This is a genomic window from Sporofaciens sp. JLR.KK001 (genome assembly GCF_036941055.1).
Taxonomy (GTDB): domain Bacteria; phylum Bacillota; class Clostridia; order Lachnospirales; family Lachnospiraceae; genus Sporofaciens.
The window spans coordinates 1,166,827-1,186,461 of record NZ_JAYMNO010000001.1 but is presented as its reverse complement, the minus strand read 5'-3'; the positions used below and the strand labels follow the sequence as shown (position 1 = coordinate 1,186,461).

Sequence of the window (19,635 nt, the reverse complement as noted above, 5' to 3'; positions counted from 1 at the left end):
TAAAATTTATGCCTCCTTTAGAGCTGCCTGTTTCCTTGCAATATGCCGGAAATACAGGAAGCGGATCAGCAGACCACCCAGCCAGCCCACGGGTGCGGCAATCCAGATACCGCGATAAGCCAATTCGGTTCCAGACAGCAGGATTGCCGTGGGAACCTGTAAAAGACAGAGGGAACCGATTGACGCAATCATGGGAACCAGTGCTTTCCCATATCCCAGCAGCAGACCGTTCAAAATCTGCATAGCTGCAAAAATCAGATAGAATACCGATACCGTCCGCAGGTAGCCGTTCCCGATCTGGACAACGCCGGGATCACGGTTGAACAGGGAAATAAAGAGGGACGGGAACAGGCATATGACAATGGATATGAGGATTGAGATACCCACCCCCATAGCCAGCGCCGATTTGCCGCCCCTGATTACCCGGTCAATTTTCCCGGCCCCGTAGTTCTGCGCGGTAAAGTTCGTCATGGCCTGCCCCAAATTCAGGGCGGGCATTTCCGCAAAGGAATCCACCTTGGAGGCCGCAGCATACGCAGCCATACAATCGGTTCCAAAGCCATTGATTAGAAACTGTATGGACATAAAACCAACGCTTACAAATACCTGTTGCAGCATGGCGGGCGTTCCGATCACCAGACTTTTCTTCAACTCGTGGCGGTCAAGCTGTAAATCCCAAAGTCGGATAAACAGGTCGGGGTAACGCCGCCGCATGTAAAGCATACAGGTAATGAATGAAAAAGCCTGCGCGGTCACGGTCGCAACCGCAGCCCCGGCCACACCCCATTTCAGGGCGGTAATGAAGAAAATATCCAGCACGATATTGATAAGCGTTGCCGCAATCAGAATATAAGTCGGTGTCTTGGAATCCCCGACGCCTCTAAGGATATTCGTCAGGGAATTGTATGCGAATGTGGGGATCACACCGATAAATATAATCTTCAAGTAAGTATCTGCTATCGTCAGCAGATTTTCAGGCACCCGGAACAGCACTAAAATCTGATAGGAAAAGCAGGCACCGGCTGCCGCTATGACAAGGGAAAGAACCGCTGAAAACAGAAAGCCGGTATCAACCACCTTTTTCACCTGCCGCATATCTCTGGCTCCAAAGTAACGGGAGGTCAGGACGCTTGCGCCCAGAGAAATCCCCGTGGACAGCGCAATCAGCAGGAAATTGATCTGATAGCTGAATCCCACCGCCGCAAGGCTTTCTTTCCCCAAAAAGTTTCCGACAATCACGCTGTCGGCCACGTTATAAAGCTGCTGAAATAAGTTTCCTACCAGAATCGGCAGGGAAAAGTAAAAGATCGTTTTCAGCTCGCTTCCCTGTGTTAAATCTTTCATTGACATTCTCCTGTGTTTCCGTGCAAGTCACCATGTTGTTGTAATATCTCTTTTAGCTTTATCAGCAGACAGTCCATTTCCTGATCCGTTCCCACCGCAATACGGAGGTAATCGGAAATGCGCTCCGGCTTGGAAAAATGGCGCACATAAATCCCAGCGGCCCGCAGGCTTTCGTAAATCACACCGGCCTTTACAGACGAGTGCGTAACGAACAGAAAATTGCTTTTGGAATCCTGAAAGGAAAAGCCTAACTGCTTCAATTCCCGCTTTATACGCTCTCTGGTTGCGATAATCAGGGCGTTTGTTCGCTCAAAGTATTCCCTGTCCCGGACTGCCGCCGCGCCCAGTGTTTGCGTCAGGCGGTTCATGGTATAAGAGTTAAAGGAGTTCCTGACATCGTTTAAGTAGCTGATAAGCTGCGGGCTTCCAAACGCATAGCCGACACGCAGGCCGGCAAGGGCGCGGGATTTTGAAACGGTCTGGATAATCAGCAGGTTATCGTATTTATCCAGCAGCGGGAACGCGGATATGCCGCCGAAATCAATATAAGCCTCGTCCACGATCACCACCACGTCCTGATTGTGGCTGATAATATCCTCTATCTCCGGTAAGCCCATCAATATCCCTGTGGGGGCGTTGGGGTTAGGAAAGACTACGCCTCCGTTCTCCCGGAAATAATCACTTTTCCTGATCTGAAATTCACCGTCTAAGGGAATCTGCTCAAACGGTATCTGAAACAGCCGCGCCCACACGTCATAAAAGGAATAGGTAATATCCGGGAACAGCACAGGTTTCCCGGAATTAAAAAAGGTCAGAAATGATACGGCCAGCACATCGTCAGAGCCGACACCTACAAATATCCGGCTACGGTCAATCTGGTAGAAATCCGCAAGGGCCTCCACCAGAATATTAGAATCCGGGTCGGGATATAGCCGGAGTTCCCCTGTCTGGAATTGTTCCAGTGTTTCGGCCACACGGGGAGAGGGCGGGTAGGGATTCTCATTCGTATTCAGTTTGATGATGTCCGCCTGTTTGGGCTGTTCGCCCGGTATGTAGGGAAGCACTTGGCGGATATTCTTTTCCCACGTTTTCATAAGCAGCCCCTTTCTAAGTCCGGTACCGGGACAGGAACCGGAAAATCCGGTTGACGGCTTCTTTCAGGTTTTGCAGGGAAGCCGCATAGGAAATCCGTACAAAGCCCTCCCCACACTCACCAAAGGAATCGCCGGGGACAACCGCCACCTTTTCCTCTTTCAGCAGCTTCAACGCAAATTCGCCGCTGGATAAACCAAACTCCCGGATATTGGGGAACATATAAAATGCTCCCTGCGGTTCAAAACAGGGCAGGCCCAGCCTTTGCAGCTCATGGTAGAGGAATTTTCTTCTCTGGTCGTAGGATTCACGCATGGCTTCTATATCCCCGTCCCCCTGTTCCATCGCTTCGATGGCCGCATACTGGCTGATGGTAGGTGCACACATTACCGCAAACTGATGGATTTTTACCATCTGTTCGATAATCTCATGGTTTCCCAGCGCGTACCCCAGCCGCCAGCCGGTCATGGCAAAGCTCTTGGAAAAACCGTTGATAATTATGGTTCGTTGTTCCATGCCGGGCAATCCGGCGATACTACAATGCTTCACGCCATAGGTAAGCTCCCCGTATATTTCATCGGATATAACAATCAAATCGTGTTTCTGAATGACAGGTAACAGGGCTTCCAAATCCTCCTTTTCCATCACGGCCCCGGTCGGATTGTTGGGGTATGACAGGATCAGCACCTTGCTTTTGGGTGTAACCGCCGCCTCCAACTGCTCCGGCTTCAGACGGAACCGGTTTTCCTCTGTCAAGCGGATTGGGACGGGAACGCCGTCAGCCAGCTTAATACAGGGGTAATAGGAAACAAAGCCCGGTTCCAGATAGATTACTTCGTCCCCTGCATTAAGCAGCGCCCGCAGCGCAAGGTCAATGGCCTCGCTGCCGCCAACCGTGACAATGATCTGGTTTTCAGGATTGTAAGTAAGCCCGGTTTTCCGTTTGGTGTAGCTGCTGATTGCAGCCCGAAGTTCTTGCAGCCCCGCATTGGACGTATAAAAGGTTTTGCCGGACTGCAACGCCTGTATGCCTGCCTCCCGGATATGCCACGGGGTATCAAAATCCGGTTCCCCGACGCCGAGGGAAATCACGTCGGGAATTTCGTTCGCCATATCAAAAAAGGCCCGTATGCCGGAAGATTTTAGGTTCAATACTTTTTGTGACAGCTTTTCCCTCATGGCGTCACCACCATTCTTTCGTCCGCCTGCTTTGCCTCAAAGCTCACGCCCAGCTCCTTATATTTTGTCAGCGTGAAATGGGTAGTGGTACTCTGGACTTCCTCAATGGAGGCCAGCTTTCCCGACACGAAAAGGGATATTTCTTTCAGTGTTTTCCCCTTTACCATGACAAGAAAATCGTAAGCCCCGGACATTAAGTACAGCGTCACTACCTGCGGATAGGCATTGATTTTCTCTGCCAGCTTTTGATAGCCCTCGCCGCCCTGCGGCGTAACACGCAGCTCTACCAAAGCGGTCACATCATCATCATTGACTTTGTTCCAGTCAATCAATGTATGGTAGCCACAGATCACATGCGCTTTTTCCAGACCGGCTATTTCCCTTTGGACTTCTTCTTCCGAAATCCCCAGCATAATTGCAATTTCATGTTCTGTCAGTTTGCTATTGTTCTCCAACATGTGAAGAAGCTGCTCCCTGATTACTTGTTCCATGTTCTTACCTCCTTGCGCTGCATATAATCATAACAATTATAACAATAGCATTGACTTTGTACGGTTTCAACAGTAGAATTGTATGCAAGACAATGTTTTTAAGGAGGTGCGCTATGCCTGTAAACTCGTTTGAAGATTATCCGCTTACATGGAAGCCGAGCAAGGCCCTGTTAAAATTCCCGATGTATATATCCCTTTCAGAGCTTTTGGAACAGGACATTTTAAGCGGGAGGCTTCCGCCCAAAACAAAGCTGCCGCCGCAGCGGGAATTAGCGGACTTTCTGGACGTGAATTTAAGTACCATCACCCGCGCCTTTAAGCTGTGCGAAACAAAAGGCTTAATCTATGCGGCGGTGGGAAGCGGGACGTATGTTTCCCCCAATGCGGCCCTGCCGAATCCAGACACGCAGGAGGAAGCGGAGTACATAGACCTTGGCCCCATCAAGCCCTACTATCAGTTCAATTCCATTGTGGCCGATACCGCACGGGCAATCCTGCAAGGCCCGAAGTCGGAAAAGCTATTTGAGTTCAGCTTTACCTTGGGGACAGCCCACCATAAACAGGTCGCGCAGAAATGGCTTGCCGAGTTCCAGATCAACGCCGCTATGGAGGATATTATTTTAACGTCCGGTACACAAAACGCGCTGGCGATTGCGCTTCTTTCCCTGTTTCGGGCCGGAGATAAGATTGCCACTGATACCTATACTTATTCCAATTTCATCACTCTTGCAAAGCAGCTTAATATCCAGTTGATACCGATAGAGGCCGACGGACAGGGTATGCTGCCGGACGCGCTGGAAAAGCAGAGGAAGCTGCATGAAATAAAGGGGATTTATTTAATGCCCTCCTGCACAAATCCCACGGGGATCACCATGCCGTCAGAGCGCCGGAAAGCAATCAGCCAGATTATCAGCAGTCAGGACATGGTTCTGATTGAAGATGATACCTACGGCTTTATCGCGGACGATAAAATCCCGCCGATGGCAACCATGATCCCCGCGCACACCATTTACCTGCACGGAATTTCAAAATCCCTGTCTGCCGGGCTGCGGATCGCTTATCTGGTGTTTCCGCACCGCTTCCAGAAAACCTTTTTGAATACGGCCAATAACATTAACCTGAAAATCCCGCTGCTCAACGCGGAGATTGCAAGTGAGCTGATTGCAGGCGGGGCCGCGCGGGAGATCATCGACAAGAAGTGTATGCTGTCAGAGGAACGGGGCCGCCTGTATACCAGATACTTTCCAGAACAGCCGCCAACGAATCCGTACAGCTTCTTTAGGTGGCTTCCGCTCCCCGCAGGCTGCAACGGCTACAACTTTGAAGTGCAGGCAAAAAATCACGGCGTAAAGGTATTGTGTTCAGACCGTTTTGCGGTGGGGAATACCGCCCAATTCGCCGCGATCCGGCTGGCTACCTGCTCCCCCCGGACAATGGCCGATCTGGAAAACGGTTTGCAGATTATTCAAACGCTTATAAAGGAAAATCAGACGGTGATCCAGCGGGAGGAATTTATCATTTGAGTTGACACGACAACAGGAATTATAAACTGTAATAAAAGTGCATATTACGTCATTCCCCGCGCATAGTATGAACTATACAATGTAAAGGGGTGAAATGATATGGCGAAAGGAACAGAATATCCCGGTTTTGAAACGCTTGGAGCGGACATCAAAGAAGCGCGGAAAGCATTGGGATTGTCCCGCAGGGCATTGGCTGAACAAGTCAGTATTGATCCCCGGTATCTTGCAAATATAGAAAACAGCGGCGATCTTCCCAGCGTCCCGGTACTTTATGAGCTGGCGAGGATATGCAAGCTCCCCATAGAACGCTACTTCCACCCGGAAGCAGAGCCAGAGGGCAGCGAACAGCGCCAGAGGGTCGGCCACAAATTAAAGCTGTGTCCCGAACCGTATTTGCCGATTATCGAGGGAGCCATTGACGGAGTTATCAAAATCAAAGAGTAGAGGACGTGAAAAGCGTTCTCTATTTTTTGTGCTTTTATCGCTTCCAGCCCGCATTTGGCGGGCATTTTTTTGTGGCGGAAACGCCTTATAGACGTAGAAACGGTAACGTAGTTATCCCGACTTTTTGATTATCCCGACCATTTCCGGAAAAGCAGATAACTATGGGCTTTTGCTCAAAAAAGGTCAGGATAACTTTTTCATAAAAGGCAGATATTTGACCGCCCGAATGCAGATGTTTTGACGCAAAAACTTATATCTTCTGTTGGCACAACGTAATAATCTATATCCATATCTTTTGAAAGGATTTTGGCTTGTTCAATTTGATTTCCCGAAATATCGGTAGCCCTCCACTTCGCCCCATACTGGTACATATTTCTGGGAAGAACCCCTGTCCCTGTTCCAACATCAAGGATAGATTGTCCGTCTATTGATAATTATATTTTTCGTTTTATATCCTTTTTGCTGCATTTCAGAATTGAATTTTTCAAAGTCACTTTTACGTTTTAATTCTTTTTCTGTTAATTTTCTTTTATCGTTATCCATAGATAATTCCTCCAAATTTTATACGCTTATTCCATAGCCCGCATTTGTTCAATCAGGGATTGCTTTTTCTGTCTGCGAATGGTCCATACAGACAAGATTATCTCCATTCCGAACAACACCAGAATGAACAGGCCCATTTCCAAAACCGGGAATTGATATGGCACTACTTTTCCGGCAAAAATGGCAATGCTCATTTTTCTGCAAGCAAAGATGGAAGCCGGAAGCCCAACGATCAGCGTCGCCAATGTTGCAAAGAGCGCATAGCACAAGCCCTCGCAGATGTTCATTTTACATAGCTGTTTTTGTGTTAGACCGATGGAACGCAAAACACTGTTTTCCTGCTTTCTGGACATCTGGTTAGAGAGTGTCGTATTGATAAGGTTGATAACACCAAAAAGGAATACCAGCCATGAAAGCACCTCCATACTCCCGAATGCTGCCCTATCTTCCGCCTTTTTAACTTCAATCAGCGTACTCACTTCGTCTAAAGCAAGGTTGCTATGGCTGGCTACAATATTTTTTAATTCACTTTCCACATAGTCCGCTTTCTTCGGATCACTTACAATACTCCATGAATAGTCAAAAGAGGTAATTTCAGGGTGTAGTTCACGGAACAAATCATGTGGTGCAAATGCAACAGCCCCATCAATAAGTAATTTACCATGCCCGGTATATGTGCCTGCTCCAAATAGTCCTGATATAGTAACAGGAACGGATGACTGCCCCTCTCTGAAAGATATTTCGACCGTTGAACCAACTCCCATATCTTCATAAGAATCTACAATCGAGCGTGAAATTACGATACTATGAGAATCTGTCGGCATCGTTCCCTCCGTCAATGCAGCCTCAACCTTAGCATAATTCTGGTCGGTCAGCATATCACAGTTTCCAGAGGTCTGATTGATGTCCGTCTTAAAAGTTGTATTAACTGCTTGTCTTTTTACAATTACATCTGTGATGCCATCAATAGCCAGTATTTCCTGCTTTAATTCCTCATTCAGTGGATTTCCTGCTGCCATAATTTTTTCTTTTGACACCTCGCCGGAATCCAAATAAATTTTATAGTCTCCATCTGGAAAATAAGACCTTGCCTGCGCTTCCGGGGAGCGCGTTAATACAATGGAAGATACCACAAGCAGAATAATTCCGCCCAAACTCAATGAGGTTACAATAGCAACGGTCTTTTTTCGGTCACGCTTAAAATTCGCAATTCCCATTGAAACAGGATTGAGCTTGATATTCTTTTTCCGGCTGCGGATGTCCTTTTGCACCGGGGTAAAACGGACGGCTTCAATAGGGGAAATTCCTGCCGCAATCTTTACTGGCTTACGGATGGAAATAGACACCATAAACCAGCAGCTTATGAGTGTCAGGGAAATCATAATCACATAGGAAACAGCGTTAAATCCCTTGGAAAACAGGAGAAAACCAGCGCATACGCCCAGCACTGTACCAATCAAAATTCCGATACTGCCGAGTTTGCGTCCCTCCCGCTTTACAATCCGCTTGATTTGCTTTGGCGTTGCACCAATCGTCCGAAGCTGCCCGTAGCTCCTGATTTTGTCATTGATGGAGATACGGAAGATACTCTGGATCACAATATAGCCGCCGATCAGAACAATGGCAATCACGCCAGCCATTAGTGCAAAATCAAAGGATTTAGAAGCATAGACAAAATACTTGCTGTTCATTTTGGGCATAGGAAGCTGATATTCCTCCGCAATCTCCCTGCAATAAGAGGTCATCAGTTCTTCGCCCAACTGCTCGCTGTTTTTGAAATGGACATAGGCACGATATCCAGCCGGGTCAAACCCTTTCCATTCTGTCAGGGCAGCTTTGGAAAGAATGATAGCGCAGGTATTCGCTTCTTTCTCATTTACGCTGTCCATAATGCCGGTAACGACATAATCACCATGAAAGCTCTCGGTATCTAAGGTCACAGTGTCCCCGATCTTGGCATTGTTTCCATAGGTGGAAAGAAAGTATTCGCTTACGACAACTTCATTTGCTTTTTCAGGAACCCGGCCCTCTAACAACTTCATCTGTGCCTTGGTAATCTCCATCATTTGCGCGTCGCAATACACATAGGACGCATGATAGCCCTGTTCCGAAAGTTCCTCACCGAGCATATAGTAGCCGCCTACGCGCTCAAACTCCGGCACTCCTTTTAGGGTTTCAATGTCGTTTTCCTCTACGCCCAGCCAAACCGCCTCATAAGTATCGACAACCTGATTGCGCTGCATTTGTGTCAGGGAGGTAGATACAATTCCCGTAAAGCAGATCAGAAATGCCGCCAGCGCAACGGCGATCACTACCATCAGATTCCGGCGCTTCTCGCTTTGCAAACTTTTCTTTGCCAGCTTCTTTGTAATGGCGCTGGTATCATTTTCAAAAGGCCATGTCATAGCCTGCCACCTCCTTATTCCACAATCCTGCCATCCTCAATGCGGACAATCCGATCTGCAAGGCGGGCAATGTCATTGTTGTGGGTAATCATCACGACAGTTTGCCGGAACTCCGCGCTGGTGCGTTTGATAAGCCCCAGCACCTCGGCGCTGGTCTTGCTGTCAAGGTTGCCGGTCGGCTCGTCGGCCAGCACGATAGCCGGTTTGGTAATCAGGGCGCGGGCAATCGCCACACGTTGCTGCTGGCCGCCGGAGAGATTGTTTGGCATATTTTTCAGTTTATCTTCCAGCCCCAGCAGGTGAACGATCTCGTCCAAAAACTTCTGATCCACCGTGTCCCCGTCCAGCTCCACCGGCAGGACAATGTTCTCATACACATTCAGGATGGGAACAAGGTTATAGTTCTAGAAGATAAAACCGATGTTACGGCGGCGGAAGATGGTGAGCTGTTCGTCGTTCATTTTCGACAGCTCTTTGTCCCGGACAATCACATTGCCGGAAGTAGGGGTGTCCAGCCCGCCCATCATGTGAAGCAGGGTGGATTTGCCGCTGCCGGAGGTTCCCACAACGGCCACAAATTCACCGTCATTTACGGAGAAGTTCACACCGTCAAGGGCGCGGGTAATGTTCGGCTCTGCGCAATAATGCTTTTTCAGGTCAATCGTCTGTAAAACGCTCATATTCAAAGCTCCTTTCAAGGCTTTCTGCCTGTTGATAAGGGTATTGTAAAACCAAAATGTCCGCGAAATGTTACAGCGGCCAAAAAATTTCATTGAAAACCGGGGTGAAATGTTACAACGCTCGGACATTTCAGCCGAAAACCTGCCACTGGCAGCTTTATCGGCACACTACTGCGAAAATTTTTATGACAATTCCCGTATTTGATCTACCAGAGATTGTTTTTTTATCTGCCGGATTGCCAAATACGAGAAAAGCATTTGGACAGCAAGCATCAGTATAAAATAACTGAACATTTCAACTGTCGGAAAATGATAGCTTACTTTTCCAAAAATACTCATTGCACTAAAGACGGTGCAGAGAAGATATCCGATAAGAGTTCCGCATGATATGGAAAGAAGCAGCACCCCTAATGTATAGAACAAGCCCTCTGTCAATAACATTTTTGAAAACTGCTTACTGCTCAAACCAACCGCTTGCAAAACACCCAGTTCTCGCTTCCGTGTCAAGATGTTTGTTATCAGTGTGTTTAGCAGATTGATAATGCCAAAAACCCCGATAAACATAACAAAAATGTAAACTGGCATACGATAATTCAATAGTTTTTCGTTGTATGCCTCTGCCCAATCATTCAAGGTACTGACATAGAGGCTGGAAGTCGGTGGAATTATCTTTTGGATTTCATCTTTTGCAGCTGCCCATTTACTGTCATCTGTATCTACAATAAATTGATAATTGAGGTTTTCAACAGGAACGATCTTTGACAGCATTTCTAAAGGAATAAATAGCGTATCATATCCGCCATACGGGATATCAGCGTCCACAATTCCCATTACTTTTACTTCCAATGTTTGTCCGCCAACTTCAATCAGAAGTTCGTCCCCAATCGCTGCATCCCACCCAAAAGTTTCTTTCCACTGTGGGCCATTTTCAATAATAATGCCATTATTATTGAGTAGTTCCTGCAAATCTGCTGTACCATCAATCAAATATTCTTCAAGCAATTTTTGAGAGCTTGGCATATATGCGTCTGAAACAACCGGTTCAATATCTCCCGTTGGCATACGAACATTCAAAACGGTGCCCTGGTATTCTTTTATTTCTTCCACACCATCTATGTCCAAAATGGATTCTCTAAAATCTTCTGTGAGCAGATTTGATTTTTGGAGTTCTGAATATTGTTCGCTGTTATGTGCCTGCGGCCCGTAATCGCCTAATTCAAGGCGAATTTCTCCGTAAGGAAAACTCCTGCGCGCCATCGCTAAAGGATCAATGGAATTAAAATATGCAGAGCTTGCCATCAGCAAAATTCCACATACCCCTAACGACAGGATCGTTAAAGCGGTTTTCTTTCTGTTCCTTGCAAAATTAAGGAAAGCTAAATTTTTCGCGGATAGAGAACGATGCAACACTTTTGTACTGTTGGACATTACATCATTATTGCCCGCCATATAACGGACTGCTTCAATAGGCGTAACATGAGCAGCAGTTTTGGCTGGCTTAATTACAGCAATCATAACGCATAGATACACAAACAGAGCTGTGACAGCGGCAATTACAAATACCATTAAAGTGTTCCAGCCTTGTGGGACAAGGACATACCCCGCTATTGCACCGGCTAATATTCCAATCGGAATACCAATTCTGGAAAGATGGAATCCCTCTCTAAAAACGATTTTTTTCATCTGTTTTCCAGTTGCCCCTATTGTCCGCAGTTTCCCATATTCTTTTGTTTTTCTGGCTATGGACACATAGAACAGACTGTAAATAACAAGGGTACAAGCCAAAGCGATAATAAGACTGATAAATGCTATTACAGCGATATATTGGCTGCTTCTCTGTTCAATGAGAGAAAAATAATATGTTGAAAACTGCATTTGCTCCGGCTGTATTTCCAATTTTCTGCACAATGTTGATAATTCAGCTTGTATAGCGGCCTTAGACCAACCATCAGATTCATTCAAACGGATATAAGCGGAGTATGCCGGTTCGCTGATCTTGTTTTCAATATAGGACTGCGACACGAATACGGAATAATTTGAATTTTCGACAGGCAAAATACCACATAAGGTATAATCTTTTTCTCCATCTCCCAGATTTAACAATATAGTATCGCCTATGGATTTGGACAATCCAGCTCTATCAAGAAACGCCTTTGTGATAGCAATTTCATTTGTAGATTTGGGCAATTCTCCCTCTAAATCAGGATATTTTGCTAATTTCATCAGCGTTTCGTCCATTGAACGAACGGTTAATTTGTAGTCCCCATAAGATACTAAACCCAACAAATGACTTACACCCACTTGAATCCTATCGTCATTTACTAATTTCGTAATGGTATCATTATCGACTTCATTGATAATTGCCTGATAACGCCCAGCCGCATCATTTAATGATTTTCGCTGCGAAGCAAAAAAATACAAGGCCGTTGTCATTATCAAACAGGTAGCTAAGGCAATCGTAATGATAATGAGGATGTTTCTACTTTTATCTGCTTTTAAGTTTCGTTTTGCCAACTTTTTTGTAATGGCGCTTGTATCATTTTCAAAAGGCCATGTCATAGGCGTATCACCTCCATATTTGATAAGGCTATTGTAAAACCCAAATGTCCGCGAAATGTTACAGCGGCCAAAAAATTTCATTGAAAACCGGGGTGAAATGTTACAACGCTCGGACATTTCAGCCGAAAACCTGCCACTGGCAGCTTTATCGGCACACTACTGCGAAAAAATTTACGGCGGGCAGCCGGGAATGGCCGTCCGCCGCGTTCTATTTTGTCGGCAGCATAATGGAAAATTCCGAACCCCTGCCCGGCTCCGAAACTACTCTGATATAGCCGCCCTGCCGCGTTATGATCTTGCGGGCCAGATACAGGCCAATGCCCACGCCCTGTTGTTCGTGTACTTCTTCCTCACGATAGAAGCGCCGGAAAATGGCGGCCTGATTGCTTTCGGAAATGCCCTTGCCGGTGTCGGCCACTTTGATCTCCACATACATTTCCCACAGTACCACCGACACAGCGATTTTCCCGCCTGCCGGGGTGTACTTCACCGCATTGTCCAACAGGTTAAAAAGGGCTTCGGATGTCCATTTGCTGTAAGCGATGAATAATCTAGCGTTTTTACAAGTCCCGAAATCTGTGCGATAATCTCTTTAACTGGAGAAGCATCTCCCCATTTCCCGGTTTTTGTATTCAGGGCATGTTGACTATCAAATCATTCGATTGCTCTATGCACGCTTACTCCAAATAGATTAGGAAGAGGTGAGCTTTCATGGCTCAGAAACGTATCAAACGTACAGATCAAGAATGGTTTGATCTGATCAAGGATTGTAAGACTAGCAGCTTGAAAGTCAAAATCTGGTGTGAACAGCATGAAAATACCCTTCTTGCGCTGCGCAGCCTGTGTTAGGCGATATTTCCGGAGTATCAAAGCTCTGCCTTATAACAGGGCGTACAGATATGAGGCTTTCCATCAATGGCCTCCTGGCGATAATCCGGGATATTTACCAGATGGACCCTTACGCAAACACACTGTATCTTTTCTGCGGCAGGAAGACAGACCGGCTCAAAGCACTGTATCATGATAAAAACGGTTTTGTTCTGCTTTATATGAGGCTGGATTCCGGGCGTTTTCAATGGCCGCGCTGCGCATCCGAAGCAAAGATGCTTACCAGACAGGAATACCGTTGGCTCATGGAAGGGCTCTCGATCGACCAGCCCAGGGCCTTGCGTCCATCAGGAAAACGGGATTTCTAAGCCGCATTTGTGAAAAAGAGAGAATTTAAAAATCTTTTCCAGGCCCTTCAGAGCCGGAAAAAGAAGCGCTGTCCACAGGACCGCAGATTTTCCGGAAACTTATCAACAAACAGTCGCCTGCTGGAGGTTTTCTGTGGATAACGATCCTGGCAGATGGTGGATAAGTCTGCATTTTGGGAAGTTATCCACACATCAGGAGTTCGTCAAAATGCCGACAGACGTATGCGGTTCCCTTCTACCGCCAGGAAATGGACTGGCTCCAAATGGGAGCCCCGCTTGCCAGGGAAACGACTTCTAACTGGTGTATCAAATGCGCGCTGACATATTTTGAGCCTGTTTATGACCGGCTCCATGAATATCTTGTCAAGCGTGACCTCCTCCATGCGGATGAAACTGTCTGTCAGGTTCTCCATGAGGAGGGGCGGACGGCGACTTCCACCTCATATATGTGGATCTATCTCACAGGAAATGATGGCCTCCCGCCCATCATCCTTTATGATTATCAGCCCGGGAGAGCAGGGAATTATGCGAAAAACTTTCTGGAAGGGTTCTGCGGACTGCTGGAATGCGATGGCTATACCGGATACAACAGTGTCGAGAATGTGATCCTGGTATGCTGTCTTGCGCATTGCCGGAGGTATTTTTTCGAAGCAGTTCCGGCAGCCCGCCGAAAAAAAATAAAACTGCTGGACATCAACTCACCGGAAGAAATCCCGGAAGATGCGGCTGACCCGGAAAAGGCAAAGGAGGACAAGAGGATTCCGGCAGAGATCGGACTTTGCTATTGCAACAAACTTTTTCGTATAGAACGGACACTAAAAGCCATGTTTCCGGAAGAACGTAAGAACAAACGCCTGGAATTGGAAGTCCCTGTCTGGGACAGTTTCTGGTCCTGGCTTGCAACGGTAGAGCCGCTGGGCGGAAGCCTGTTGGAAAAAGCGGTAAACTATGCGGCTAACCATAAGGAGCTTCTGGGCAACTACCTGCTGGATGGGAGATGTGAGATCTCTAATAACCGGGCGGAACGATGCGCAAAATCCTATGCGACCGGGAGAAAGAACTTCCTTTTCCACGATACCGTGAATGGAACGAGATCGAGCGCCATCATCTACAGCCTGGTAGAAACGGCAAAAGCGAACAACCTAAACGTGTTCCAATACCTTTACACACTGTTGCTTTACATGCCGGACTATAGACAGGAGCCCGCAGGTGTGGAAGCAATGATGCCGTGGAACGACTTTATAAAGGAACGATGTTCCAAGGTGATGGACACGGAAACAGAAACACCGGAGAACCGGGGGCAGATACCGTTCTGATAGCTGCCCCTTATTTGTGATGAAAAAATAATCACTGATAAAAAGCTATATTCGTTTATAGTTCCAGGATTCTATGGAGCCTTTCCAGTTTTGAACTTATAATTCTTATATACTTCGGTTCATTAAAAACTTGATTATAAACAAATCTTGAATCACATCATTCACTTGTCAGTCAAAAAGATTATCCCACAGATTTTAGAATATGTAAAACCGGTAGGTTATTCATCGCTTACGGAGTAAATTACATTTCGCCACTTGCAGAAGTTTTAACGGTTCACAAGACCATTACCGCTGTGCAAAGTACAAGAGCAATACGGGAAGCTGTACGGCTCATTTTATCCGCGAGGAAGTGTTGAAGCAAATCGTATGGAGCAGGATATTTGACGTGACTGCCCTTTTCTTTGATGACATCATGGCTTTCCATGAAATGATGTACGCACAACGCTCTGCCGAAATGGAAAAGGAAATGAAGCGCAGGAAACGTGAAGTCGGACAGGCAAGGAAGCGTATAGCGGAACTTGACCGTATCTTCAAGCGGATTTATGAGGACGACATAAGCGGCGCAATCAGCCATGGCAGATTTTTGAAGCTGTCCGCAGAGTATGAAGCGGAACAGCGGGAACTGGAAGAAAAGGTCAAGGCAGACCAACAGGAAATCGATACCTACGAACAGAACAAAAGTGATTTTGACAGCTTCGCTGCGATTATCCGCAAGTATGTGGGGATAAAGGAACTCACCCCCGCAATCGTCAATGAATTTATCAAGAAAATCATAGTCCATGCGCCGGAAAAAGTGGACGGGAAACGGGTACAGAAAGTGGATATTGTTTTCAACTTTGTAGGGGAAATCAATTTCCTTTCTGCCACGCAACCGAAACGGCAAGGCGCATAGGAAATCAAAAAGACGGTGCAGCCCTTGTAATTGGGGCTATACCGCCTAATCTAAAATTACTTCCCTATCACCACAAACCTTGATATTTACAGGACTTTTCAAACTCCCCGAGTTGGGCTCGGACCAACAACCCCACGGTTAACAGCCGTGTGCTCTACCAACGGGGGCGTTCGCACACCGAAGAAATATGAATTTTTACGCCCCTTTTTCTATGCGACTTCTCGGCGGATTAACACGCCTGAATTTCAGAGCCCTCTCTGGAGTTGTCTCTGGACAATCTTCATCAAAAACAACTGGTCTCTTTCTTGCCTCCGCAAGAGAAGCCTTTTCATCCTCCGAAAAAGCAAGAGATTCAATCATTTCCTTCGTCATTCCATTAGTATTTACCATAATACAGCCCCCTTTCAAAATTTGTTGCAAATCTGGCAGATATTAATCTCGTAACATCTGTTTTTTCTTCATCCCCATCAATTTGCACTCTCTCTGTATAAACAACAAATATAATATCATTTATTTCTCCCATAAATGAACCTATATTTCCGATTACAGTTCCTCCTGAAGAAATATTCGCGTATCCCACCGATAAATCCCCTATTGTATCATAACGATCTTCAACTTCACTATTCTCTTCATCATACAGTTCAATCCTATCATAATCAAAAAACACTCGGGCAGCCTGTTTAAAAGATATACCATGATGCTCAATATTATACTCATTCTTTCGTTCATCATATTCAAATATCATATCTCCCAGTGTAAATGTAACAGTTCTTGATTCCTCTTGATTAATCACTCTCACCTCACTTATAAACTCAATCAAAGCAATATTTTATTTTCTTTACAAATATATTATCATATCCTCTAAATTCTCTCAATCTATTTTTCTCTATCTCTATTCTGATTCACAGTATTATGCCTGTTTTAAGTTCTGTTTCTCACTCTCTATAACGTAAAAATCTGCAAACATTGATATCTACTGGCTCTCCCTAACTCCTTGAGTTAGACTTGAACCAACATTACCACGATTAATAGCAGCCTGCCTACCAACGAGAGCGTTCGCATACTCAATTTTAAACGCACCTTTTAACCTCTTTCTAATTCCTTTCAAGAATTTTATGATAATATATATGTCATATTTTTTGCTCTTACAAGAACATCCTCTTCTGTCCAAGATGTATGTTCATCAATAAAATTCTTAACCCAATCATAATTAGATTCCAAATAATACTTTTGTCTCTTATCTGCGTAAGTGGCTTGACCTGCATTATTATTCAATTTAATTTCTAACAAAATTAAATTTCCGATGTTTAATGCCCTTTCTCCAGAACTTTCAAGAAGTATATGTTCAATGCTACCATTATCTGGAAAGATTTCTTCTTTTCCATTCGTAAAATAACAATACATCTTATTAATAATGTATTTGACTTTCATATTATCTGGTGTACCTTATTTCGAATACTTAAGTTGAATAAATTTATTTTTAAAATCAATATATGAGGGATATTGTTTATCTAATTTATCCTTTAATTCTTCTATACATCTATCCACCTGCTCTTTTTCGTCTGACATTTTCTTAATTTTCGAGCAGAACTTGCGTAAGGAGAATCTACCACATTAGCTCTTCTTGAAAGTACGGCATTATAAATAAAATGAAATCCTTCTAAATTGTTGAACGGCGAATTGTAATCGGAACTAACAGCGAATTATTTTAACATGTTCTGAATATTTGACTGCGCAGTACCGTATTTAACCGCACGCTGCCAGTAAACAAACAACACACTTCTATCGGCAGTTTTAAAATCGAGTAGGAGGTAGGTGGTTAATTCACCTACCGACCTCTCACACCACCGTGCGTACCGTCCGGTACACGGCGGTTCCTCAGTTTACGCTGTAACAGATTTGTAGTAAGAAAAGAAATATTGAAATCCGTCCTTCTCCAATCGCTCGTTAGAAAGTGCGGTATTTAGAATTGGGCTTCCGGCTATTCGCCAGTAGCCTTTTCTTGAATTTGCCAGTATCCCTGCGTTTGAATGGCTGATTCCCAGCTTTTCCAGATTATGATATCTTGTCTTCACCCTTTTCCAGCGTTTCCAAAATACCATGCGGATTCGTCTCCGCATCCACTCGTCAATCTGTTTGAGCCATTTTCCCATATTTGCCAGACAGGCTAAAAAACGGATTGTAGAACTTGACCGTATTTTCAAGCGGATTTATGAGGACGACATAAGCGGCGCAATCAGCCATGACAGGTTTTTGAAGCTGTCCGCAGAGTATGAAGCAGAACAGCGGGAACTGGAAGAAAAGGTCAAGGCAAACAGCAGGAAGTCTATACCTACGAACAGAGCAAGAGCGATTTTGACAGCTTCGCCGCGATTATCCGCAAGTATGTGGGGATAAAGGAACTCACCCCCGCAATCGTCAATGAATTTATCAAAAAAATCATAGTCCATGCGCCAGACAAGGTAGACGGGAAACGGGTACAGAAAGTAGATATTGTTTTCAATTTTGTAGGTGAAATCAATTTCCTTTCTGCCACGCAACCGAAACGGCAAGGTGCATAGGAAATCGCAAGGACGGTACAGCCCTTATAATCGGGGCTATACCGCCTAATCTAAAATTACTTCCTTATCACCGTAAACCTTGATGTTTACGGGCTTTTTCAAACTCCCCGAGTTGGGCTCGAACCAACAACCCCACGGTTAACAGCCGTGTGCTATACCTTCGACACGGTCGCACACCGAAGGATTATTTTTCCATGAGTTACTGCTTTTTGCAGATTTACTGCATATCAGGCGATAAACCTATCCACCCTTTCACAACATCCACAGCATAACCTACACCTTTCGCTATAGTCTCTATATCAACTCCTAAGTTGTAAAAGTTTCTGGCATCTTCCTGTGCTTTTTTTAATTCTCCATTGAGTTCCCCTTGTCTCTCTGATTCTTCTCTCATTTTCTGTATCGCTTCACACACGTCAATCTTCATCTCACTTTCTTCATATTTTAATCCAGTATTTGTGATTACCTCAATCACATCTACTGCTCTGCGTTCCATTTCCCTAAACCGCTGTTCGTTATCTTTAAGTATCCAGTTTAAATTCTCCGGATTTTTGGAGTGTTTAATAAACAAAAGAACCTCCCGAAGACTAGACCTAAATTTCATGATCTCTTCATCTGACATCTGAGCCGGTGCAATCAGCCTTAGATGATAGTTGTCCATGCATGCCAGTATTCTCGGGTCTTTCACTTCCATCATATCAAATAAACTTCTCGGTCCCGTCCATTCATCCGACCCGAAATAAATTGTTACGGTCACTGAAGGTATCAGCCTGTCATCATCTCAAAAACCGCTCAGGAATTCATCAGAAGTCAGGCTTTTCTTCTCTTCATTAGAAATTTCTTCTCCAATCTTTCCTCTTTTTCTTTCTTCAACTCCTTACGATGGGATTTTGCAGCTTCCGTAACCTGTCCGGCATATTCCAGTGCGTCGTATAGATTGTTTCTGACCGTCATCGCATTGTGAATTTTTGCCTGAGCCTCTGTGCCAAAAATGACATATTCCAGTTTCCCATCTGTCATAACTGTACACAACTTCTGCGCATCACGGAATTTCTGAACCGGAACCACTGCCCCATCCGCACCATATGGAAGTGCAATCTCTGTAGGGTCCCGTTCCTCCAACTGTTCCGGTGAAATTACCTGCTCTCCACCATAAATGTAATAGTTAAATACATCTGCGAACACATTTGTGTCCGATATATAATCTTTTGTAATCGTATCTGCCTTCAATGGGCGCTCACCACCTTTCTTGCCCGTACAGAATATCTCCTGCAAAATATCTGCTCTCTAAAAACATTTCTCAGCCGGTTCTTTCTGACTGTTTTTATTATACTAAACTCCTAACCGAACTTCAACAAAACATAAGGTAAGCGATGAATAACCTACCGGTTTTACATATTCTAAAATCTGTGG

General features: G+C 45.3%; 21 protein-coding genes and 3 pseudogenes. 8 read left to right on the top strand and 16 right to left on the bottom strand.

Features of this window, described 5'->3' with window-relative positions:
* Nucleotides 1-6: 6 nt before the first annotated feature.
* The 4 genes from VSQ62_RS06495 to VSQ62_RS06480 are packed head-to-tail and all read right to left on the bottom strand — an operon-like array spanning nt 7 to nt 4,106.
* Nucleotides 7-1,344, bottom strand: coding sequence for an MATE family efflux transporter (locus VSQ62_RS06495; protein WP_129175452.1), 1,338 nt, complete (start codon nt 1,342-1,344; stop codon nt 7-9).
* On the bottom strand, nt 1,341-2,438 hold the full coding sequence (hisC, locus tag VSQ62_RS06490) for a histidinol-phosphate transaminase (RefSeq protein ID WP_334633846.1): 1,098 nt from the start codon (nt 2,436-2,438) through the stop codon (nt 1,341-1,343). Before hisC ends, VSQ62_RS06495 begins: the two co-directional genes overlap by 4 nt.
* A gap of 13 nt (nt 2,439-2,451) precedes the next feature.
* Nucleotides 2,452-3,615 carry a pyridoxal phosphate-dependent aminotransferase gene (locus VSQ62_RS06485; RefSeq protein ID WP_016220512.1) on the bottom strand — a complete coding sequence of 388 codons (1,164 nt, stop codon included), beginning with the start codon at nt 3,613-3,615 and terminating at the stop codon, nt 2,452-2,454.
* Nucleotides 3,612-4,106, bottom strand: coding sequence for an Lrp/AsnC family transcriptional regulator (locus VSQ62_RS06480; protein WP_016220513.1), 495 nt, complete (start codon nt 4,104-4,106; stop codon nt 3,612-3,614). Before VSQ62_RS06480 ends, VSQ62_RS06485 begins: the two co-directional genes overlap by 4 nt.
* A 113-nt stretch (nt 4,107-4,219) precedes the next feature.
* On the opposite strand from VSQ62_RS06480, the gene VSQ62_RS06475 reads away from it, so the two are divergent.
* Nucleotides 4,220-5,629 (top strand): aminotransferase-like domain-containing protein, encoded by a 1,410-nt coding sequence (locus tag VSQ62_RS06475; protein WP_069431953.1) that lies wholly within the window; start codon nt 4,220-4,222, stop codon nt 5,627-5,629.
* Between the two features lie 99 nt (nt 5,630-5,728).
* Nucleotides 5,729-6,073, top strand: coding sequence for a helix-turn-helix transcriptional regulator (locus VSQ62_RS06470; RefSeq protein ID WP_334633845.1), 345 nt, complete (start codon nt 5,729-5,731; stop codon nt 6,071-6,073).
* 245 nt (nt 6,074-6,318) lie between these two features.
* Here the strand turns inward: VSQ62_RS06470 and VSQ62_RS06465 are convergent.
* The 6 genes and pseudogenes from VSQ62_RS06465 to VSQ62_RS06440 all read right to left on the bottom strand — a co-directional run.
* Nucleotides 6,319-6,507 (bottom strand): annotated as a pseudogene (locus tag VSQ62_RS06465) (class I SAM-dependent methyltransferase); the annotation flags it as partial.
* Nucleotides 6,479-6,616, bottom strand: coding sequence for a hypothetical protein (locus VSQ62_RS06460; protein ID WP_334637782.1), 138 nt, complete (start codon nt 6,614-6,616; stop codon nt 6,479-6,481). The pseudogene VSQ62_RS06465 and the gene VSQ62_RS06460, both read right to left, overlap by 29 nt.
* Nucleotides 6,617-6,642: 26 nt before the next feature.
* Nucleotides 6,643-9,021: an ABC transporter permease gene (locus tag VSQ62_RS06455; RefSeq protein WP_334633844.1), complete on the bottom strand. Its 2,379-nt coding sequence runs from the start codon at nt 9,019-9,021 to the stop codon at nt 6,643-6,645.
* 14 nt (nt 9,022-9,035) lie between these two features.
* Nucleotides 9,036-9,701 (bottom strand): annotated as a pseudogene (locus tag VSQ62_RS06450) (ABC transporter ATP-binding protein).
* Between the two features lie 183 nt (nt 9,702-9,884).
* Complete coding sequence (locus tag VSQ62_RS06445; RefSeq protein WP_334633843.1) at nt 9,885-12,260, bottom strand: ABC transporter permease; 2,376 nt, start codon at nt 12,258-12,260, stop codon at nt 9,885-9,887.
* A 208-nt stretch (nt 12,261-12,468) separates the two neighbouring features.
* Nucleotides 12,469-12,795, bottom strand: a pseudogene (locus tag VSQ62_RS06440) (sensor histidine kinase); the annotation flags it as partial.
* 176 nt (nt 12,796-12,971) lie between these two features.
* On the opposite strand from VSQ62_RS06440, the gene VSQ62_RS06435 reads away from it, so the two are divergent.
* The 4 genes from VSQ62_RS06435 to VSQ62_RS06420 all read left to right on the top strand — a co-directional run bounded on the left by VSQ62_RS06435 (nt 12,972) and on the right by VSQ62_RS06420 (nt 15,664).
* The gene (locus VSQ62_RS06435; protein ID WP_334633841.1) at nt 12,972-13,109 is read left to right on the top strand and encodes a hypothetical protein; all 138 of its coding nucleotides are present in this window, start codon (nt 12,972-12,974) and stop codon (nt 13,107-13,109) included.
* Nucleotides 13,103-13,456, top strand: a complete 354-nt coding sequence (gene tnpB / locus VSQ62_RS06430) for an IS66 family insertion sequence element accessory protein TnpB (protein WP_334633838.1) — start codon at nt 13,103-13,105, stop codon at nt 13,454-13,456. Before VSQ62_RS06435 ends, tnpB begins: the two co-directional genes overlap by 7 nt.
* Before the next feature lie 173 nt (nt 13,457-13,629).
* On the top strand, nt 13,630-14,772 hold the full coding sequence (tnpC, locus tag VSQ62_RS06425; RefSeq protein ID WP_334633837.1) for an IS66 family transposase: 1,143 nt from the start codon (nt 13,630-13,632) through the stop codon (nt 14,770-14,772).
* A gap of 220 nt (nt 14,773-14,992) precedes the next feature.
* Nucleotides 14,993-15,664 (top strand): DUF4368 domain-containing protein, encoded by a 672-nt coding sequence (locus VSQ62_RS06420; protein WP_502957810.1) that lies wholly within the window; start codon nt 14,993-14,995, stop codon nt 15,662-15,664.
* Nucleotides 15,665-15,859: 195 nt separating this feature from the next.
* Here the strand turns inward: VSQ62_RS06420 and VSQ62_RS06415 are convergent, their stop codons facing one another.
* From VSQ62_RS06415 to VSQ62_RS06400, 4 genes are all read right to left on the bottom strand, one after another.
* Nucleotides 15,860-16,054, bottom strand: a complete 195-nt coding sequence (locus tag VSQ62_RS06415; protein ID WP_334633835.1) for a hypothetical protein — start codon at nt 16,052-16,054, stop codon at nt 15,860-15,862.
* Nucleotides 16,041-16,457 carry a BrnT family toxin gene (locus tag VSQ62_RS06410; protein WP_334633833.1) on the bottom strand — a complete coding sequence of 139 codons (417 nt, stop codon included), beginning with the start codon at nt 16,455-16,457 and terminating at the stop codon, nt 16,041-16,043. The genes VSQ62_RS06415 and VSQ62_RS06410 overlap by 14 nt, the downstream gene beginning before the upstream one ends.
* Nucleotides 16,458-16,777: 320 nt before the next feature.
* Nucleotides 16,778-17,095 carry a GmrSD restriction endonuclease domain-containing protein gene (locus VSQ62_RS06405; protein ID WP_334633831.1) on the bottom strand — a complete coding sequence of 106 codons (318 nt, stop codon included), beginning with the start codon at nt 17,093-17,095 and terminating at the stop codon, nt 16,778-16,780.
* A gap of 452 nt (nt 17,096-17,547) precedes the next feature.
* Nucleotides 17,548-17,784 carry a hypothetical protein gene (locus VSQ62_RS06400; RefSeq protein ID WP_334637587.1) on the bottom strand — a complete coding sequence of 79 codons (237 nt, stop codon included), beginning with the start codon at nt 17,782-17,784 and terminating at the stop codon, nt 17,548-17,550.
* Here VSQ62_RS06400 and VSQ62_RS06395 point away from each other — a divergent pair.
* Nucleotides 17,765-18,061, top strand: coding sequence for a hypothetical protein (locus VSQ62_RS06395; protein WP_334637780.1), 297 nt, complete (start codon nt 17,765-17,767; stop codon nt 18,059-18,061). The genes VSQ62_RS06400 and VSQ62_RS06395 overlap by 20 nt on opposite strands.
* On the top strand, nt 18,037-18,225 hold the full coding sequence (locus VSQ62_RS06390) for a DUF4368 domain-containing protein (protein ID WP_334637585.1): 189 nt from the start codon (nt 18,037-18,039) through the stop codon (nt 18,223-18,225). Before VSQ62_RS06395 ends, VSQ62_RS06390 begins: the two co-directional genes overlap by 25 nt.
* A gap of 217 nt (nt 18,226-18,442) precedes the next feature.
* On the opposite strand, the gene VSQ62_RS06385 is transcribed toward VSQ62_RS06390, so the two are convergent.
* Both VSQ62_RS06385 and VSQ62_RS06380 read right to left on the bottom strand, forming a co-directional pair.
* Nucleotides 18,443-18,919, bottom strand: coding sequence for a hypothetical protein (locus VSQ62_RS06385; protein WP_334633830.1), 477 nt, complete (start codon nt 18,917-18,919; stop codon nt 18,443-18,445).
* A 113-nt stretch (nt 18,920-19,032) separates the two neighbouring features.
* The gene (locus VSQ62_RS06380) at nt 19,033-19,497 is read right to left on the bottom strand and encodes a hypothetical protein (RefSeq protein ID WP_334633829.1); all 465 of its coding nucleotides are present in this window, start codon (nt 19,495-19,497) and stop codon (nt 19,033-19,035) included.
* Nucleotides 19,498-19,635: the final 138 nt, after the last annotated feature.

Bases quoted from the DNA above. Each gene is read 5' to 3' on its own strand.
- VSQ62_RS06495 (WP_129175452.1), bottom strand. From the start codon at position 1,344: ATGAAAGATTTAACACAGGGAAGCGAGCTGAAAACGATCTTTTACTTT.
- hisC (WP_334633846.1), bottom strand. From the start codon at position 2,438: ATGAAAACGTGGGAAAAGAATATCCGCCAAGTGCTTCCCTACATACCG.
- VSQ62_RS06485 (WP_016220512.1), bottom strand. From the start codon at position 3,615: ATGAGGGAAAAGCTGTCACAAAAAGTATTGAACCTAAAATCTTCCGGC.
- VSQ62_RS06480 (WP_016220513.1), bottom strand. From the start codon at position 4,106: ATGGAACAAGTAATCAGGGAGCAGCTTCTTCACATGTTGGAGAACAAT.
- VSQ62_RS06475 (WP_069431953.1), top strand. From the start codon at position 4,220: ATGCCTGTAAACTCGTTTGAAGATTATCCGCTTACATGGAAGCCGAGC.
- VSQ62_RS06470 (WP_334633845.1), top strand. From the start codon at position 5,729: ATGGCGAAAGGAACAGAATATCCCGGTTTTGAAACGCTTGGAGCGGAC.
- VSQ62_RS06460 (WP_334637782.1), bottom strand. From the start codon at position 6,616: ATGGATAACGATAAAAGAAAATTAACAGAAAAAGAATTAAAACGTAAA.
- VSQ62_RS06455 (WP_334633844.1), bottom strand. From the start codon at position 9,021: ATGACATGGCCTTTTGAAAATGATACCAGCGCCATTACAAAGAAGCTG.
- VSQ62_RS06445 (WP_334633843.1), bottom strand. From the start codon at position 12,260: ATGACATGGCCTTTTGAAAATGATACAAGCGCCATTACAAAAAAGTTG.
- VSQ62_RS06435 (WP_334633841.1), top strand. From the start codon at position 12,972: ATGGCTCAGAAACGTATCAAACGTACAGATCAAGAATGGTTTGATCTG.
- VSQ62_RS06415 (WP_334633835.1), bottom strand. From the start codon at position 16,054: ATGGTAAATACTAATGGAATGACGAAGGAAATGATTGAATCTCTTGCT.
- VSQ62_RS06405 (WP_334633831.1), bottom strand. From the start codon at position 17,095: ATGAAAGTCAAATACATTATTAATAAGATGTATTGTTATTTTACGAAT.
- VSQ62_RS06395 (WP_334637780.1), top strand. From the start codon at position 17,765: ATGCGGATTCGTCTCCGCATCCACTCGTCAATCTGTTTGAGCCATTTT.
- VSQ62_RS06400 (WP_334637587.1), bottom strand. From the start codon at position 17,784: ATGCGGAGACGAATCCGCATGGTATTTTGGAAACGCTGGAAAAGGGTG.
- VSQ62_RS06385 (WP_334633830.1), bottom strand. From the start codon at position 18,919: ATGATGGAAGTGAAAGACCCGAGAATACTGGCATGCATGGACAACTAT.